General features: G+C 42.6%; 16 protein-coding genes. 13 read left to right on the forward strand and 3 right to left on the reverse strand.

Going from position 1 to position 16,616, the window contains the following annotated elements; translation table 11 throughout:
- Positions 1 to 49: 49 nt before the first annotated feature.
- The gene (gene ftsY, locus TW85_RS01280; RefSeq protein WP_046015279.1) at positions 50 to 1,372 is read right to left on the reverse strand and encodes a signal recognition particle-docking protein FtsY; all 1,323 of its coding nucleotides are present in this window, start codon (positions 1,370 to 1,372) and stop codon (positions 50 to 52) included.
- Positions 1,373 to 1,657: 285 nt separating this feature from the next.
- On the opposite strand from ftsY, the gene TW85_RS01285 reads away from it, so the two are divergent.
- The 12 genes from TW85_RS01285 to TW85_RS01340 all read left to right on the forward strand — a co-directional run bounded on the left by TW85_RS01285 (position 1,658) and on the right by TW85_RS01340 (position 12,735).
- On the forward strand, positions 1,658 to 2,938 hold the full coding sequence (locus TW85_RS01285) for a hypothetical protein (protein WP_046015280.1): 1,281 nt from the start codon (positions 1,658 to 1,660) through the stop codon (positions 2,936 to 2,938).
- A 77-nt stretch (positions 2,939 to 3,015) separates the two neighbouring features.
- Complete coding sequence (gene rsmD, locus TW85_RS01290; RefSeq protein WP_046015281.1) at positions 3,016 to 3,657, forward strand: 16S rRNA (guanine(966)-N(2))-methyltransferase RsmD; 642 nt, start codon at positions 3,016 to 3,018, stop codon at positions 3,655 to 3,657.
- Positions 3,658 to 3,739: 82 nt separating this feature from the next.
- On the forward strand, positions 3,740 to 4,126 hold the full coding sequence (locus tag TW85_RS01295; RefSeq protein WP_046015282.1) for a hypothetical protein: 387 nt from the start codon (positions 3,740 to 3,742) through the stop codon (positions 4,124 to 4,126).
- A 134-nt stretch (positions 4,127 to 4,260) separates the two neighbouring features.
- Positions 4,261 to 5,718, forward strand: coding sequence for a PepSY domain-containing protein (locus TW85_RS01300; protein ID WP_046015283.1), 1,458 nt, complete (start codon positions 4,261 to 4,263; stop codon positions 5,716 to 5,718).
- Between the two features lie 241 nt (positions 5,719 to 5,959).
- A complete protein-coding gene (locus TW85_RS01305) occupies positions 5,960 to 7,129 on the forward strand; it encodes a homoserine O-acetyltransferase (RefSeq protein WP_046015284.1) in 1,170 nt (389 codons plus the stop codon).
- A complete protein-coding gene (metW, locus tag TW85_RS01310; protein WP_046015285.1) occupies positions 7,129 to 7,719 on the forward strand; it encodes a methionine biosynthesis protein MetW in 591 nt (196 codons plus the stop codon). Before TW85_RS01305 ends, metW begins: the two co-directional genes overlap by 1 nt.
- Before the next feature lie 9 nt (positions 7,720 to 7,728).
- Positions 7,729 to 8,163: a DUF4426 domain-containing protein gene (locus TW85_RS01315; RefSeq protein ID WP_046015286.1), complete on the forward strand. Its 435-nt coding sequence runs from the start codon at positions 7,729 to 7,731 to the stop codon at positions 8,161 to 8,163.
- Between the two features lie 15 nt (positions 8,164 to 8,178).
- Positions 8,179 to 8,781 (forward strand): RdgB/HAM1 family non-canonical purine NTP pyrophosphatase, encoded by a 603-nt coding sequence (gene rdgB / locus TW85_RS01320; protein WP_046015287.1) that lies wholly within the window; start codon positions 8,179 to 8,181, stop codon positions 8,779 to 8,781.
- A gap of 5 nt (positions 8,782 to 8,786) precedes the next feature.
- Positions 8,787 to 9,953 (forward strand): radical SAM family heme chaperone HemW, encoded by a 1,167-nt coding sequence (hemW, locus tag TW85_RS01325; protein WP_046015288.1) that lies wholly within the window; start codon positions 8,787 to 8,789, stop codon positions 9,951 to 9,953.
- Positions 9,954 to 9,980: 27 nt separating this feature from the next.
- A complete protein-coding gene (locus tag TW85_RS01330; protein ID WP_046015289.1) occupies positions 9,981 to 10,850 on the forward strand; it encodes a hypothetical protein in 870 nt (289 codons plus the stop codon).
- A gap of 229 nt (positions 10,851 to 11,079) precedes the next feature.
- Positions 11,080 to 11,649, forward strand: coding sequence for a TMEM165/GDT1 family protein (locus TW85_RS01335; protein WP_046015290.1), 570 nt, complete (start codon positions 11,080 to 11,082; stop codon positions 11,647 to 11,649).
- A gap of 27 nt (positions 11,650 to 11,676) precedes the next feature.
- On the forward strand, positions 11,677 to 12,735 hold the full coding sequence (locus TW85_RS01340) for a patatin-like phospholipase family protein (RefSeq protein ID WP_046015291.1): 1,059 nt from the start codon (positions 11,677 to 11,679) through the stop codon (positions 12,733 to 12,735).
- Here the strand turns inward: TW85_RS01340 and TW85_RS01345 are convergent.
- On the reverse strand, positions 12,721 to 13,668 hold the full coding sequence (locus TW85_RS01345) for a helix-turn-helix domain-containing protein (protein ID WP_046015861.1): 948 nt from the start codon (positions 13,666 to 13,668) through the stop codon (positions 12,721 to 12,723). The genes TW85_RS01340 and TW85_RS01345 overlap by 15 nt on opposite strands.
- 251 nt (positions 13,669 to 13,919) lie before the next feature.
- On the opposite strand from TW85_RS01345, the gene TW85_RS01350 reads away from it, so the two are divergent.
- Positions 13,920 to 15,440, forward strand: coding sequence for an aldehyde dehydrogenase family protein (locus tag TW85_RS01350; protein ID WP_046015292.1), 1,521 nt, complete (start codon positions 13,920 to 13,922; stop codon positions 15,438 to 15,440).
- 83 nt (positions 15,441 to 15,523) lie between these two features.
- Here the strand turns inward: TW85_RS01350 and TW85_RS01355 are convergent, their stop codons facing one another.
- On the reverse strand, positions 15,524 to 16,579 hold the full coding sequence (locus TW85_RS01355) for a LacI family DNA-binding transcriptional regulator (protein ID WP_046015293.1): 1,056 nt from the start codon (positions 16,577 to 16,579) through the stop codon (positions 15,524 to 15,526).
- Positions 16,580 to 16,616 lie beyond the last annotated feature (37 nt).

The raw sequence follows: 16,616 nt of genomic DNA on the forward strand, positions 1-16,616 counted from the left end.
AGCTTAAACGCTAACAGCTTAAATTAATCATCTACTAAAACGGTAGCTGCTAGTCCTGTTCGAACAAGGCATCTACAAAAACTTCGGCATCAAAGTCTCTTAAGTCGTCAACTTGCTCACCCACACCGATAAATCGGATTGGGATTTCAAATTCTTTCGCTATCGCAAAAATAATACCGCCTTTGGCAGTACCATCTAACTTAGTTAACGTAATACCAGATACACCTACTGCTTCACTAAAGAGCTTGGCTTGGCTAATGGCATTTTGCCCTGTACCTGCGTCCAGTACTAACATCACTTCATGCGGTGCATTTTGATCAAGCTTCTTCATCACACGAACCACTTTTGACAGTTCGTTCATTAGGTTACTTTTATTTTGTAGACGACCCGCAGTATCAGCTATGACAACATCAAAACCTTTTGCTGTTGCTGAATCAATGGCGTCAAAAATAACAGAAGCTGAATCAGAACCTGTCTGTTGTGCGACCACAGGAACCTGGTTACGTTCACCCCATACCTGTAATTGCTCAACCGCAGCCGCCCTAAAGGTATCGCCAGCCGCCAACATGACTTTTTTGCCTTGTGCTTGGAACTTCTTCGTCAATTTACCTATGGTTGTGGTTTTACCCACACCATTTACACCCACCATCAAGATAACATAAGGTGCTTTTTTACCTTCCACCTCTGGCTCAGTTACCTCAAGTGGTTCAGCAGAGCCAGCTAACATTTCTCTTAACTCATGTTTTAAAGATGCCATTAAAGCATCAGCATCTTTTAACTCTTTACGATTCATTTTTTCAGTTAAAGTTGCGATTAGACTTTGCGTGGCTTCAACACCCACATCTGCCATCAATAACTGAGTTTCTAACTCTTCTAGCAAGTCATCATCAATTTGCTTGCTACCCACAATCAGATTCGCAAGCCCATTACCAAGACCGTTACGAGTACGGCTTAAGCCGGCTTTAACTCTTTGCGCCCAAGTAAGGCCTGAGTCAGCTTCCTCTACTTGAGGTTCTGCAACGGGTGCTGGTTCCAATTCACGAGTTGTTGTCGTCTCAGCTGCTTTAGGCTCTTGAGCTTCGACATCTAAGGTTTCTGCTTGGGCTTCTACTTGAGACGTTTGTTCAACGCTTTCTGTCGTTTGTTCTTTTACCTGAGAAACCGTCGAATCTTGTTTTGAATCAAGCGTATCTAATTTTTCTGTATCTTTTTTATCTGGCTCGCTTGCCTCTGCACCCATTTTTTTAATGACACGAGGTTTAATTGCATACGCCAAGATAGCGAGCAAAGCACCAATAACGATAGGTGCATATTGGGCATATTCCCCAAAATAAGGTGTAAAAAACGCAATAATGCTATTAACAAATTCCATTCAGTGGATCTCTTACTGGGCTAAAAATCGAATTTAGTCACGATGTTTCAGCGAATTGAATAAAATAATTTGATGACCTGTGGTAAAAAGGCACAGAAAACAATCAATTTTAACATTATTCCTGTTAGCAAACAGGCCCATTGGAATGAAATTTAGTGTCTAATTGAATTCTTTCGGGGAATATCTCCCTTTTTAAGTAAATCATTAAGTATTCGGTAATTAACCATTAGCCTTATGAAAAAATCCGACAAGCCATTATTTAGTAAACCCGTCTTAGCAGGATTAATGATCTTCATTAGTCTTATGGTTCTGGTTCTTAATCTTACTGCACCGCCTTCCAAATACCCTGAAGCACACATAGAGTATTGGCAAACAGATAAGCAGATTCCTATTACTTGGGTTTATCAAAACACCTGGCAAGGTACGAATAAACTCGAACTACGTATTCGCTTTAATCATGGGCGCAAAGACGACAGTAAACTTGGCTTAACCGATGCTGTTTTTTCATTATTAATGCTAGATACTCTCCCTTTAAGCACTAGTTCTATCAACCAGCGCTTATCAGATGTAACAACGCAGCTCACCTACCATGTTAGTAATGAGGAAAGTGAACTCGCCATTACACTTAATAGTGAACCAAACTTTTTATCTGCCAGTATGGAAATACTCATACCTTGGTTCAACAATCCTGACTTCAAAAATCGTACCTTTCATCACTGGCAACAAGGTCATATCCCCTATTATCTCTCTAATAAGGCTCAGTTAGAGCAAAAGCTCTTCCCTCAAGCAAATAATTTGCCTTTAGATGGAGTATTAGACGAATACAGCTTAACTCTGCAAGACATTCAGCAACATTATCAAACGCTACTTGGGCAGATAGATAAAATTTCTTTGGCAGGTAATATCAATGGTGTGCAGGAGATGCAGACTTACCTCGCTCAACTAACAAAGAACGCAGCCTACTCAGAAACACCTGCGCCAATGAATATTGCGCCAAGAATAGGACTACAGACCCAAGTTGGTCCGCAGTTATTGCAAAGCCATGGTGCTTTTGCCTTCAACCAAGTTAACAACGCTAAAGAATGGATCAGCTTGCAATTGTGGCTACCTTATTATCTGTCTCAGCTTAAACAAGCCAGTGCGCCCAGCTATGTGCAACTACATTTTGAATCTTCACCTCAGCAAAAATGGGCCTGGTGGAGCATTCAACATGAACAAAGCCCACTTTTGGATGCCTCTAAACCAGAAGCTAAATATCAACAAGATGAGTATTTTTCGCGAAGCGTATTAGATGAGTCAATCACAAGCTTTAGCCAAGATGCTTTCGAACAATCATTAACCCGCTATCAAGAGAGGCTAGCTAATTATACCCAGTCTCCAAGTTGGTGGGCGCGTATGGCAAGTCAAGAAACCCTAGCCTTAGAAGAGCAAGAGGGACTAACTGTCGGGCAGTGGAATGAAACCTATGGTGACGCCGTTAAAGACCTCAGTTTTAAAGAGTTTAATGCCAATATTCGCCGCTTGATCATGACATCGAGTCTACAAGAGCTTCAGCAAAGACAGTAGTTATTAGGGCTTTCTTAATCAGGGTTGAGCCTTTAAAATAGCCAACCTTAAAAGCCCTACCAGTTGGAAGATTAGCCATGAACGCCCGCTCACGCGCCCCTAAAAAACTTGATCACGCGACTAATAAGTCTAAACAGCAAAGAGCAAAGCTTAGAATTATCAGCGGCCAATGGCGTTCACGCATGTTACCTATCCCAGAGCTAGAAGGGCTTAGGCCAACACCGGATAGAGTGAGAGAAACCCTCTTCAATTGGATTAACGCTTATGTACCTGGCGCTAAATGTGCGGATTTATTTTGTGGCTCGGGTGCTTTAGGATTAGAAGCGCTTTCACGTTCAGCGAAGAGCTGTGTATTTGTCGATGCCTCTCGTGTCGTTACCCAACAAATGCAGCAAAACTTAGCAACACTTGGCTGTAAGGACGCGTTAACCCTTAATCAAGATGCGTTAAGTCTATTGAAGCTGCCGATAGAAACTCAACCAAACTTAGCTGATAAAGCCCCTTTTGATTTAGTCTTTATTGATCCACCTTTTCGTAAAGGCTGGGTTGAAAACATCTTGCCATTATTAGAACAAGGTTGGTTAGCAGAAGGCGCTCTCGTATATTTAGAAATGGAAAAAGAGACACCTTTACCTAGTATTACTCAATCTTGGGATTTACTAAAAGAAAAGACAGCAGGGCAACTCACCTATCGTTTATTTCAAGTCTATAAAGATTAATCACAGTTTGACCCCTATCAGATAAAACTGAATCAGATTAAACTATGATTCTTCATTTTAACCCTAGGCAAAGCGGAGCAGGATGCGCACGTTAAGCTCGACTTACACAGCGTCTAAAAAACTCTTAGTACTGCAATTACTTTGCTGGTGCTGTTTTTTTGCTCTGCCTGCAATAAATGCCCAAGGCCAAGTCAGTGGTTATTGGGTTTCTCTGTGTACCACAGCAGGGATTGAGCTCGTTAAAATAGAATCATCCACAAGTGATTCAAAGCAGCATCAAACCACTCAATGCCCCTGTGTTCAGGATGTCATTGACCTAAGCTTTCCTGAGTTTTTATCACCTTCTAATTTAACTTCAACACCCCTTGTTCATTATGCAAGCCAAGTCTCATTAAAGAGACCTTATTCGCTTGCCCATCCCAGAGCACCACCAAGCCGTACCGAGTTTTACCTTCTGCAATCAGCCTGAACACCTGATTGCTACTTGTAAGAGTACTAGCTGAGCACTGCTTAACTTTAAGCAGTGCTTTAGTGCGTGTGCGCGCACCTTTTTTATTTATTTAGTTTGCCAATTCCCCATTGGCTTAAAAATGAAGGTTTCTCATGTCTATTCCACTTTCCAATCAAGAATCCAAACAAAAATCTAAACCCACCTCACGACAGTTTTATCACTCCGTTTGGCGTTGGCATTTCTATGCAGGGCTATTTGTTGTGCCTTTTTTAATTATCCTATCTGTCACTGGCCTCATCATGCTGTATCAACCAGTTTTAGAACCGCAGCTTTATCAAGACAAGTATTTTGTCGAGGTTGGAGATTCAAAAATGACGTTTGAATCTCAAAAAGAAACCCTAGATCTTGCCTATTCAGGCACTATTAGAAAGTTTATTCAGGGCAAAACACCTAACCAGAGCAATCAATTTATCGTTAAAACGTCTGAAGGCATTAACCTCAAAGTCTTTACCAACCCTTATACAGGCCAAATACTGGGTGACGTCAACCTAGATAATGGCCTCTATGCATTAAGTAATGACATACACGGTAGCCTACTGATTGGCGATATTGGTGACAGATTAATGGAGCTAGCGGCGAGTTTTACCATTCTATTGGCAATCACAGGAAGTTATTTATGGTGGCCAAGAAGTCCCGCTAAAAAACAGACTAGCAATCGTTTTATCCAAGCCCTGAAGATCAGAAAACAAAATGGTAAAAGGATGTTTTGGCGTGACCTGCATTCCATCACAGGCCTAGCATCACTTGTCTTTTTGGTCTTTTTTTCTCTCTCTGGTTTAGCTTGGAGTGGTATCTGGGGAGGGCAGTTTGTACAGGCTTGGAGCAGCTTTCCAACGGACAAAAGAGCATCCAATTTCAACTCTAATCCAGTCACAGACCCAGACGATATTCACGCTAACCATAAAAGCTTAAATACAGGTGTGATTGAAACTATGCCATGGAATCTAGAGCTTAGCCCTTTACCAGAATCTGGGACTAACTCAGGTTCAAAGGGCATAGAACAAGGTGTGGGCATTGACCTTGATTCCGTATCAGCTTTCGCTCTCAAAGTTGGATTCACTCACTTTACTGTTAGCTTGCCAAGTAACGATACTGGGGTTTATACCATTTCAGCAAATACCATGAGTGGTGACATTCAAGACGCGACTCAAGATAGAACCCTGCATTTGGACCAATATACCGGCAAGGTATTAGCAGATATTGGCTATGTTGATTACAACTTGGTGGCTAAATCGATGGCGGTAGGCATTGCGCTTCACCAAGCTAACTACAGCCTTTGGAACCTCATTCTAAATACTGTGGCTTGCGCCATGATCATATTACTAAGTGTCAGCGGACTCTATATCTGGTGGTTACGCCGTCCAAGCCAGAGCCGTGGTTTAAGCGCTCCACCTTTACCACAAAATCTAGGACGTTGGAAAAATGCCAGCATACTCATGCTTTTCTTATCTTTATTCTTCCCCCTAGCCGCTATTTGTCTAGTTAGCTTGATTATAATCGATGCGATACTTGTCCGTTTTATGCCAAGTATCAAGCGTGTTTATCAATAACCAAAGAACCTAGAAAACAAGCACTAATAAGGAGCAAAACAGTATGTTTTGCTCCTTTATCAAGGCTTATTCACTTCTTATCTATCTTATGAAACGCTTAATGGACTAGATCACTTGAAGGCCTTATGCACACAGGATAGACTGTGTCCACTATAGCCAAATATTAGACAACTTAAAGGTCTTAAAACACTGGCTAATTTCGCTTTTCGAGTCACCCATTCAAACCAGGAAATCTATTCGTATGCCGGACAATATCCCAGCCGATTCCGTTGGTATTGTGGTTCCTCAAGTTGCGCACTTCGATCAGGCTTTAAGCCTAAGTTGCGGCACTGAGTTAGCCCAATATGACCTAATCTATGAGACATACGGCTCACTTAATGCCGAACGCTCAAATGCTATCTTGATTTGCCACGCACTCAGTGGTGACCATCATGCGGCGGGCTACCATGCAATGGATGATAAAAAACCAGGTTGGTGGGACAACGCGATAGGACCAGGCAAACCAATCGACACTTCACGCTTTTATGTTATCTGCTTGAATAATCTTGGTGGTTGCGGTGGCAGTACTGGACCCACAACCGTTAACCCTGAGACCAACCAAGTCTGGGGGGCAGACTTCCCTATTGTCACAGTAGAAGACTGGGTAGAAAGCCAAGCACGTCTTGCCGATAAGCTAGGCATAGATACCTTTGCTGCTATTGTGGGTGGCAGTCTAGGCGGCATGCAAGTTCTACAATGGAGCATACGTTACCCTGAGCGCTTAAAGTCGGCTGTCATTATTGCTTCAGCACCTAAGCTCTCGACGCAAAATATTGCTTTTAATGAGGTCGCACGACAATCCATTAGCCGTGACCCAGAATTCCATCAGGGTGATTATCATGCCAAGCAAACCTTACCAAGAAATGGCTTAGGGTTAGCTCGCATGCTTGGTCATATTACCTATTTATCAACAGATTCATTAGGTGAAAAGTTCGGTCGCACCATGCGTCATGATGAGTATCAGTACAACTATGATATTGATTTTGAAGTAGAAAGTTATTTGCGTTATCAAGGCGAAGCTTTCACAAAACGCTTTGATGCCAACACTTATATGCTGATGACCAAAGCACTGGATTATTTTGACCCAGCAGCCAAAGCTGACGGCGACTTATCAAAAGTACTTTCCGTTGCTAAATGTGATTTCTTATTAGTGTCCTTCTCTACTGACTGGCGCTTTTCACCTGAGCGCAGCGAAGAAATAGTCGATGCCCTAGTGAAAGCCGGTAAGCACGTCAGTTACGCCAGAGTTGAAGCTAGCCAAGGGCACGATGCTTTCCTTTTCCCTCTGCCTAGATACATGGCGGCGTTAACAGGCTTTTTAAACCGAACCCACAACAAGCTGCTTGCTAGTACTAATAAGGGAGCAAACTAATGCGCGCTGATTTAGACATTATCAATGAGTGGGTTCAACCCAAAAGCCGTGTTCTTGACTTAGGTTGTGGCGAAGGTGAGTTATTAAGCCATATTATTGGCAATAAAGAGGTACAGGGTTACGGCCTTGAAATTGATGCCGCGCACATTAACCAATGTATTGAAAATGGTGTGCCGGTACTAGAGCATGATCTTGATAAAGGGTTGGATAACTTTGATAACGAGAGTTTTGACCTCGTTGTCATGACGCATGCGTTACAGCAGTTTCGTCGTCCTGACTTACTCTTGGACGAAATGCTAAGGGTAGGTAAAGAGTGCATAATCACCTTTCCTAACTTTGGTCATTGGCGTAACCGTATCCATCTTGGATTAAAAGGTCACATGCCCGTTTCCGAGTTCTTACCTTATAATTGGTATGATACGCCCAACATTCACTTTTGTACTTTCAAGGATTTTGAAACCCTTTGCCAAGAAAAAGGCATCAAGATTTTACGATCAGCGGCAGTTGATGGGCAATTGAGAGACAGGTGGTGGATTAAAGCTATGCCAAACTTATTCAGTGAAACCGCGATTTTTCACGTTAGCCGTTAGGAAGGTTCCATGAAACACATCATTATTTTCTTTTGCTTTATTTTTAGTAGCCTGACGTATGCCGAGCAGAAACAAAGCTTTGGCGAGTTAGAAGTACATTTCAACACCTTTGAATCCACCTTTCTTACCCCTAAAATTGCGCAACAATACGGTTTTATTAGAAGTAAGGGCCGTGGCCTGCTAAATGTTGCGGTTATCAAGCCAAGTAAATCAGAACTTCCACAAACCTTACCTGCCATAGTGACAGGTAAAGTGACTAACTTAATTGGCCAAATCGTAAAACTAGACTTTGTAACCATAGACGAAGGCAACGCGATTTATTATATTGCCGCCTTCACAAAAACAGACGATGAGATTCTGCGCTTTCAAGTCGATGCAAAACTCGACGCTAACAGCGCACCCATGACTGTTAAATTTAAAAAACACCTCTATGTTGACCGATAACAAAGGATCATTTGCATGAGTAAGACCCTTGTATTAGCCAGTAACAATACGGGCAAAATCAATGAATTCAATGACATGCTGTCTAACTTGGGATTTGAGGTTAAACCTCAAGGTGAATTCAATGTAGAGGAAGCCGAAGAGAATGGCTTAAGCTTTATCGAAAATGCCATCTTAAAGGCCCGTAATGCCTGTGCTCAAACAGGGTTACCTGCAATTGCTGATGACTCAGGTATTGAAGTAGATTACTTAAATGGTGCCCCAGGCATCTACTCAGCACGTTTTGCTGGCGAACACGGTAATAGCGAAGCCAATAATGCGCTTTTGCTAGAAAAGCTTGAAGGTGTGCCAGAAGAAGAGCGTACCGCACGCTTTCATTGTGTTCTTGCCTACATGAAACATAAAGATGATCCAACACCTTTGGTTTTCCACGGTGTATGGGAAGGTTCAATCTTGACCGAAGTTCAAGGTAAACACGGTTTTGGTTATGATCCTGTTTTTTATGTGCCTAATCGAGACTGTAGCGCTGCTATGCTCACCAAAGATGAGAAGAATCGTATTAGTCACAGAGCCATAGCTCTACAGCAACTACTTGCTGCATTTGAGCAGGCCCAAGCCTAGTTTCAATGCCAGATTTATTACCGCCATTAAGCCTTTATGTACACCTACCTTGGTGTGTTCGAAAATGCCCTTATTGTGATTTCAATTCACATCAGGCAGACCGCTTTGAAGAGGAAGGCAAGCTACCAGAAGCGGCCTACCTCAAGCAGTTATTTGCAGACCTAGAAGTCGATCTTGCCTATGTGCAAGGTCGTCAAATTCAAAGTATGTTTATTGGTGGCGGCACGCCAAGTTTAATGAGCGCTGACTTCTACTATCAATTGATGTCAGGCTTAAAACAAAGATTAGATTTTGTGCCTGATGCTGAAATTACCATGGAAGCGAATCCTGGTACGTTTGAGCAAGAGAAGTTCACTCATTTTCGTAAAGCTGGCATCAATAGACTCTCCATTGGCATTCAAAGTTTTCAGCCAAACCTGTTGAAAACCCTAGGAAGAATCCACAATCGGGAAGAAGCGATAGCTGCTGTGGATAAGTCTCGCCAAGCTGGCTTTGATAATATCAATATTGATTTGATGCATGGCTTACCTGATCAATCCCTCGAACAGGCCATGGAAGATCTAGAAATTGCCATCAAATTAGCCCCAGAACACCTGTCTTGGTATCAACTAACAATTGAACCGAACACTGAGTTTTACCGTCGTCCACCTGAACTTCCTGAAGATAACACCCTTTGGCATATTCAAGATATGGGGCAAGCCCTGTTAACTAAACAAGGCTATGCGCAATATGAAGTATCAGCCAACTCGCAAGTAAACAAACAAGCCAAACACAATTTAAACTACTGGCGTTTCGGAGATTACCTTGGCATAGGGGCTGGTGCTCACGGTAAAATCACCTTAGCCGATGGTCAAATTTTCCGTACTCGTAAAACCCGCCATCCAAACCATTATCTGGGAAACTTACCAGCAGCACTTTGCATCAAAGAGAGCGTCGAAAAAGACGATATGCCGTTTGAGTTTATGATGAATAGGTTAAGGTTGTTTGAAGCTTTCGATCTGGCAGAGTATCAGCAGTTTTGCCAACACCAACCACCTGAAAGCTTGTTAAAGCAGCTACAAGAAGCCGTTGATAAAGGCTTATTAGAAGCACTGGATTGGCAACAAAAGCGTATTTGCACCACAGAAAAAGGCAAACTCTTTTTAAACGAGTTATTAGAAATGTTTTTATAACATCAGCTAGGGAACCTAAGGAAGGATATGACAAAGTTTTTTCTAATACTTAGCCTAGGCTTAGCTTCCGTTAGCCACGCTCAACAATACTTTTCGTTTGGCCTTAAAGAGAATAGCTGGCTTAAGCAATCAGACGAGCAAAAGTACGCGTTAGATCACAGTCAGTATCAAACCTTTCAATACGGTTATTCAGGCCCGATCAAACCTGCGGTTTTAGTGGATATTAGCCTAGATAAAGAAGAGGAAGTACGCGAATTTTCCATCAGTTATGTCTGGCAAGAGCACTTTTTCCAGATTGATCAAGGAGTCATTGCCGGCACCACAAGTGGGAATGCCGATAACGCTGATGGCACTTTTTTTAATACCTACAAGCAACTGCTTATATTGAAAAAGCGCTTTAAAGACTCAAGTGTGATGCTAGGAACAGGCTATCGAACCAGTGAAGTGCCGCACCTATTTAAATACAGCAATCAAACCCTGCAAGACGATGCCCTTAAAATCACGACCTTTGGCGTTGGTATCTATAATGATCCTATTTATCACTATATTCATTCGGATGAACAAGGTGAGAGAAAGGACTGGTACTTCTCTACCTCTGCTGTTTTAGGTTTATCGCAAGCCACAGCCAGTAATGCCAATGCCTTAAGCAACAAAGGAGTGAATGGTGAAAGCTGGTTATTGTATGGCGCCCAAGGAAACTACGAACTGGGTTATTTTTATGGTTTTAAAAATGAGAACTACTCACTGGCAGTGAATATTGGCTACCAAGTTCAAAGTGACATTCTGCTCAGTGCAAGGCCCTTCGATCTATTTGATTCGACCAATAACGAGTTATCACTCTCAAGTTTAAAGCGCATCACCCATGGACCAAGTGCCAGAATAAATTATGCATTTTAGGCTCGAAACTAGTCCATAAATAGTGTTAGAATCTCGACCCTCTTAAGGGAGTAATTTCCTTGCCAGTGGCACATTAAAGCTGACAAGGTTCTTTATCAACATAATCGAACCTCAAGTTCGTGGTAAAGAAGTCCTACTGGGATTAATGAGACTTAAGACAAATTCCTGTTCCAATGTGGGCGACAGGGTTTTGTCTTATTGTCAGTTAGCCCACATTAGGAACCTTTATATGCAAGCCTTAATCGCATCTCTAAGCTCAGTCACTCTGGCTGAAATCGGCGATAAAACTCAATTACTGACCCTCTTTCTTGCAACGCGTTTTGCCTCCAAAAATGCCATCATAATGGCGATTCTATTAGCCACCTTAATCAACCATGGTATCAGTGCGTATTTTGGCCTCTGGTTAAGCTCTTTATTACCTGCCAATGGGCAAACATGGTTAGTTGGCTTGAGCTTCATTGCGGTCGGCTTTTGGTTACTGATTCCAGACAAAGAGGATGACGATGAAAATAAGCTTTTTAAATACGGAGCCTTCATTACCAGCTTTATCCTGTTTTCATTGGCTGAAATCGGCGACAAGACTCAGGTCGCAACAGTCATTCTAGGCGCAAACTTTCCACAAACGTTACAAGTTGTGATTGGCTCGACTCTGGGCATGCTGCTAGCTAATCTGCCTATGATTTATGCAGGTAATTATCTAATGCAACGTATTAATTTAGATAAGTCTCGCCGTCTCGCTTGCGCTTTATTTTTACTCTTAGGACTCGCCACCATAGGCTTACCTATGTTAAAGATATAATCAAAGGTTATTGATAAGGATAGAGAAATGCCTAAATTAGAAATTCATGCTGGCCCAGAGGCATTAACACAGCTGCAGCAAGAAGGTTTTCAGAGCCATCTATTTAGCCACTTTTTAGGTGCCAGCGGCGGCCCTAAATGGTTTTCTCATTATGCTTTGGATAGCTATTTAATCGCCAAATTTTTCCATAAAAGAGAAACGCCCTTACATTTTATTGGTTCTAGTGCCGGTGCATTTCGCGCCTCATGCTTTGCCCGTAAAGACCCAGTAGACGCCTTAGAAAATTTAGCCCGAATCTATTCTCAGACCTGTTACGCAAAAGGGGCCGATGCTAAGCAAATCACTCAACAAACACGGGACCTTATTGATGAGCTTTTTGCCGAAAAAGGGGCAGAAGAAATTATCAACAACACCCTCTATCAGGCTCATTTTGTGGTGGCAAAATGCCAAGGTTTAGGCGCAAGTGAACAGACAGGCTTACAGCTAGCAGGTATGTTTTCAAGCTATGTAAAAAACCGCTTGGGTCGTCAGCACCTTGCAAGTCAGTCCCAACGTTTTATTTTCCAGCCTACCCATAGCAAGCTGCAAGTCAGTGACCCGTTTAAAATTCCCACCCAACAGGTCACACTCACTCAAGAAAATATTAAAGATGCCCTATTGGCTTCTGGTTCAATTCCCCTTGTCATGAAAGGTATTGCCAATATAGCAGGGGCACCTAAAGGCATGTATCGAGATGGCGGCTTGATCGATTACCACTTTGACTTAAACTTTCATAATCAAGGGCTTATCCTCTACCCTCACTATGATGCTAAGCCCAAAGCGGGTTGGTTTGATAAGTCCCTAAGCAGAACACCAAAGGCAAGTCATTATGATAAGACAGTGATCCTTTGCCCTTCTGCTGAATTTATCGAATCTTTTCCTTTTCAAAAAATTCCAGATCGTAATGATTTTAAAAACCTGACTGATGAAGAGCGCATCCCTTACTGGCAAAAAGTCATGAGAATGACACAGGTATTAGCCGAAGAGCTAGATGACCTGATTCAGAAACAGGATATCAGCCGGATTAAGCCGCTAGTTCTGGTCTAAATTATCAAGACGCTTAAATTCAGTCGGTGATTTACCATACCTTAAATAAAAACGGCGGCTAAAATGAGACACATTAAGAAAACCGCTTTCAATACTGGCTTGCGTCACGCTCATCCCTTGTTTCAATTTGGTTGCTGCTACTTCAATACGCCTTTGAATTTGATACTCGCCAGGAGTACAACCTAGCTGTTGTTTAAAACGCTGGAAAAACTTAGAGCGGCTCATGCACGCAAGTTTTTGCAATTGTTCCATATCTAAAGGCAAGTCCAAGTAATCTTCTATATGTTGCAAGGCCCGATGTAAGCCAGTCAATTCGGGATCGTAATCTAATTGTTTAAGTAAAAAGTTACGGGCTTGTTGCTGTAACATACGCACAGTCAATTCGGAGATCCCAAGCTCTATCATGAGGTCTCGCTCATCACTGTTTTCTGAATAAAGCGCAACTAGCCTTTCTAGCAAGGACTGAGTCGGTTGAGATAAATCCATATGCAGATTATCCGAGTCACGATAGCGCCACTCACCAATCTCGGCTATAGGTTTATTCTTCAGGTTAAGCTGATCACAGATTTGCTGAATCCGAGCTTGGCTTAAATTGATCGTTAAGCAAGTCGTTGGGTCTTGCTCCTTCGCCAAGGGAAAATCGATATCAATATGTTGATTAGGCGACATGACAAAGGATTGTTGCGGCAAAAAGTCGAACGCCACATCATCACAATGCACCACCTTCTTCCCCGTTAACATGCCGCATAGGGTAATACCGTCCGAATCTAGTCCGACTCTATTCGCACTTTCGTAGGTATCATAAATACTCAATTCAGACTCTAGCCCAGCAAAGCCAATACGATTCTCGACCATTTTTAATGGATTAGATCTGGCCCTACTGATATTGCTATTCGCCTCTTTTAAAACAGATCGTGCTGCTAAATCTGCCATCAATTCGCCTCGCCATCTTTTTATTATTTTTAAGCTTACAAGCCTTCCTTGGTTTTTACTCAAGTATTCAGTTTGGACTGAGACAACAAAGGTTAGGACTGTCAGAGCAATGGTTTTTGAAAAACAAGCATAAGATGTTTTAAAGCAAGTCAAAAACATCGTCAATCATTTTGACAGAGATGAGAAAGATTACGACTAGCCATAAGTAGCAGATACACACTTAAACAAAAATAAAAAGACGGAGTTAGAAGATGATTTATCAACCACCTGGTCACCCAGAATCCCCTATTCAATTTAAAGAAAAATATGCCAACTTCATTGGCGGCGAATGGGTTGCTCCTGTCAAAGGCCAATACTTTGACAATGTCAGCCCAGTGACGGGCGAGGCCTTTTGCCAGATTCCACGTTCAAGTGCAGAAGATGTAGAGCTAGCACTTGATGCAGCCCATAGAGCAAAAGACGCTTTTGGTTCTCAATCTGTGACAGAGCGTTCTAACCTGCTACTTAAAATTGCAGATCGCATCGAAGCAAACCTAGAAAAACTCGCTGTCGCTGAAACTTGGGATAATGGTAAAGCGGTACGAGAAACCCTTGCGGCAGATATTCCATTAGCTGCAGATCACTTTCGTTATTTCGCAGGTTGCTTACGTTCTCAAGAAGGTTCAATGGCTGAGCTTGATGGCAATACAGTGGCTTACCATGTACACGAACCGCTAGGTGTCGTTGGCCAAATCATCCCATGGAACTTCCCTATTCTAATGGCGGCCTGGAAGCTTGCTCCAGCATTAGCAGCTGGTAACTGTGTCGTACTTAAACCTGCTGAGCAAACACCTGCGACTATTCTAGTTTTGATGGAATTGATTTCTGATCTCGTTCCAGCAGGTGTGATTAACGTGATTAATGGTTATGGCGCTGAGGCGGGTCGTGCCCTATCCACCAGCACACGTATCGCAAAAATTGCCTTTACTGGCTCAACACCTGTTGGCCAAGAAATACTACGTTGTGCCGCTGAGAACCTTATCCCTTCTACAGTTGAACTAGGTGGTAAGTCACCAAACATCTATTTTGAAGATGTGATGCAGCATGAAGATGAGTTTGTCAGTAAAGCGGTTGAAGGCCTAGTACTTGCCTTCTTCAACCAAGGTGAAGTCTGTACTTGTCCTTCTAGAGCCTTGATCCAAGAAAGCATCTACCCAGAGTTTATCGAGATGGTCGTAAAACGTACCCAATCTATCGTACGTGGTAACCCGTTAGACACTGAAACACAAGTGGGTGCTCAAGCCTCTCAAGAACAGTTTGAGAAGATTATGGGCTATATGGATATTGGCCGCGAAGAAGGGGCGGAATTCCTCATTGGTGGTAATGCAGAACGCTTATCCGGTAACTTCTCTAATGGTTATTATGTGCAACCAACCTTAATGAAAGGGAGCAATGATATGCGCATTTTCCAAGAAGAAATTTTTGGACCTGTTGTGGGTGTTACCACCTTTAAAGACGAAGCTGAAGCTCTACGTATTGCCAATGATACTGAGTTTGGTTTGGGGGCTGGTGTCTGGACTCGTGACATGAATCGCGCTTATAGAATGGGCAGAGGTATTCAAGCAGGCCGTATTTGGACTAACTGCTACCATGCTTACCCAGCACATGCGGCATTTGGTGGCTATAAGAAATCAGGCATTGGCCGTGAAACCCATAAACTCGCCCTTGAGCATTACCAACAGACAAAAAACCTACTCGTGAGTTATGACACTAACCCACTTGGTTTCTTCTAAGATATCAACATAACCTTGGCTGATTTAAAAAGCCAAGGTTAATAAAACGAAGCACGCCTAAGTCATCACTTAGGCGTGCTTTTTTATGGGCAGCTTTCTCGTACTACAAGTTCGGTTTGCAGTACTTCGTCTTTCGCTTCTCTTAAGCCTAAAAAGAGCTCTGCTGCGACTCGGCCTTTTTCTTCATTTTGTTGATGCACTGTGGTGATAGTTGGGTGAATACTGGCACTTTCAGGGATGCCATCAAAGCCAACAACATTCACATCTTCTGGCACTTTCAAGCCCATTTGCTGAGCAACTTGGACTGTGGCAATCGCAATAATGTCACTCATACAGATAATAAGTTCGGGTCTATCTATCATACCCAGTGCTTCACGTGCCGCTTGATGAGCTAGCTTGTGACTGCTCTCTGGAATATTCCAAATATTTTCAGAGCTGATTTCATAATCACACTCTTTTAAGGCATCCATGTAACCATGCAAGCGACGAATCGAAATCGAAGCCGCTGCATCGAGTAATTCATCATCACGAATACGACACACTCGGTTAGTATCTAATAGCGCTAGACCAAGAACAGCCACCCCTTTAGGTTGACGCTTAAGGGCGTGTAGGGTGATCTCTTTTGCCCCTTCATAGTTTTCAACGTTTACCGAAGCACAGCCAGGGATAAAACTGTCTACCGCTATCGTATGTTTATTAGGAAGTGACCAAGGGGCATTAGCAAATTGCTGGGGTTTATGACCATACACAATAAAACCATCCACCATGGAAGATTGCATACGGGTTTGAACATCTTGCTCGGCATCATGGGATGAGAGGAGCAACATATTGTAATCATGGGCGTCGAGCACTTCTGCCATACCACGTAAAAATTGGCTGGCAACAGGGTCTGACATGCTATAACTCAGTTTGTCGGACAAAACTATGCCAACAATACCCGTACGACCCGTACGTAAACTGCGTGCTGCCGCGTTAGGGCCAAAATAACCTATGTCTTCACACTCTTTCAAAATGCTGGTTCTAAGTTCAGCCGAAAGTTGATCAGGGCGGTTAAAGGCATTTGAAATTGTCGCGGTAGAGACCTTTAATCTAGCAGCAACATCTTTAAGGGTTAATCGTCTAGGTAAGTTAGCTTTCATAATATCTTCTTATTATTAGTGGAAGACGAGAAGCCAG

The sequence above is a fragment of the Marinomonas sp. S3726 genome (assembly GCF_000967665.1).
Classification (GTDB): domain Bacteria; phylum Pseudomonadota; class Gammaproteobacteria; order Pseudomonadales; family Marinomonadaceae; genus Marinomonas.

Coding starts and splice junctions, on each gene's coding strand:
- ftsY (WP_046015279.1), bottom strand. CDS start 1,372: ATGGAATTTGTTAATAGCATTATTGCGTTTTTTACACCTTATTTTGGG.
- TW85_RS01285 (WP_046015280.1), top strand. CDS start 1,658: ATGATCTTCATTAGTCTTATGGTTCTGGTTCTTAATCTTACTGCACCG.
- rsmD (WP_046015281.1), top strand. CDS start 3,016: ATGAACGCCCGCTCACGCGCCCCTAAAAAACTTGATCACGCGACTAAT.
- TW85_RS01295 (WP_046015282.1), top strand. CDS start 3,740: ATGCGCACGTTAAGCTCGACTTACACAGCGTCTAAAAAACTCTTAGTA.
- TW85_RS01300 (WP_046015283.1), top strand. CDS start 4,261: ATGTCTATTCCACTTTCCAATCAAGAATCCAAACAAAAATCTAAACCC.
- TW85_RS01305 (WP_046015284.1), top strand. CDS start 5,960: ATGCCGGACAATATCCCAGCCGATTCCGTTGGTATTGTGGTTCCTCAA.
- metW (WP_046015285.1), top strand. CDS start 7,129: ATGCGCGCTGATTTAGACATTATCAATGAGTGGGTTCAACCCAAAAGC.
- TW85_RS01315 (WP_046015286.1), top strand. CDS start 7,729: ATGAAACACATCATTATTTTCTTTTGCTTTATTTTTAGTAGCCTGACG.
- rdgB (WP_046015287.1), top strand. CDS start 8,179: ATGAGTAAGACCCTTGTATTAGCCAGTAACAATACGGGCAAAATCAAT.
- hemW (WP_046015288.1), top strand. CDS start 8,787: ATGCCAGATTTATTACCGCCATTAAGCCTTTATGTACACCTACCTTGG.
- TW85_RS01330 (WP_046015289.1), top strand. CDS start 9,981: ATGACAAAGTTTTTTCTAATACTTAGCCTAGGCTTAGCTTCCGTTAGC.
- TW85_RS01335 (WP_046015290.1), top strand. CDS start 11,080: ATGCAAGCCTTAATCGCATCTCTAAGCTCAGTCACTCTGGCTGAAATC.
- TW85_RS01340 (WP_046015291.1), top strand. CDS start 11,677: ATGCCTAAATTAGAAATTCATGCTGGCCCAGAGGCATTAACACAGCTG.
- TW85_RS01345 (WP_046015861.1), bottom strand. CDS start 13,668: ATGGCAGATTTAGCAGCACGATCTGTTTTAAAAGAGGCGAATAGCAAT.
- TW85_RS01350 (WP_046015292.1), top strand. CDS start 13,920: ATGATTTATCAACCACCTGGTCACCCAGAATCCCCTATTCAATTTAAA.
- TW85_RS01355 (WP_046015293.1), bottom strand. CDS start 16,579: ATGAAAGCTAACTTACCTAGACGATTAACCCTTAAAGATGTTGCTGCT.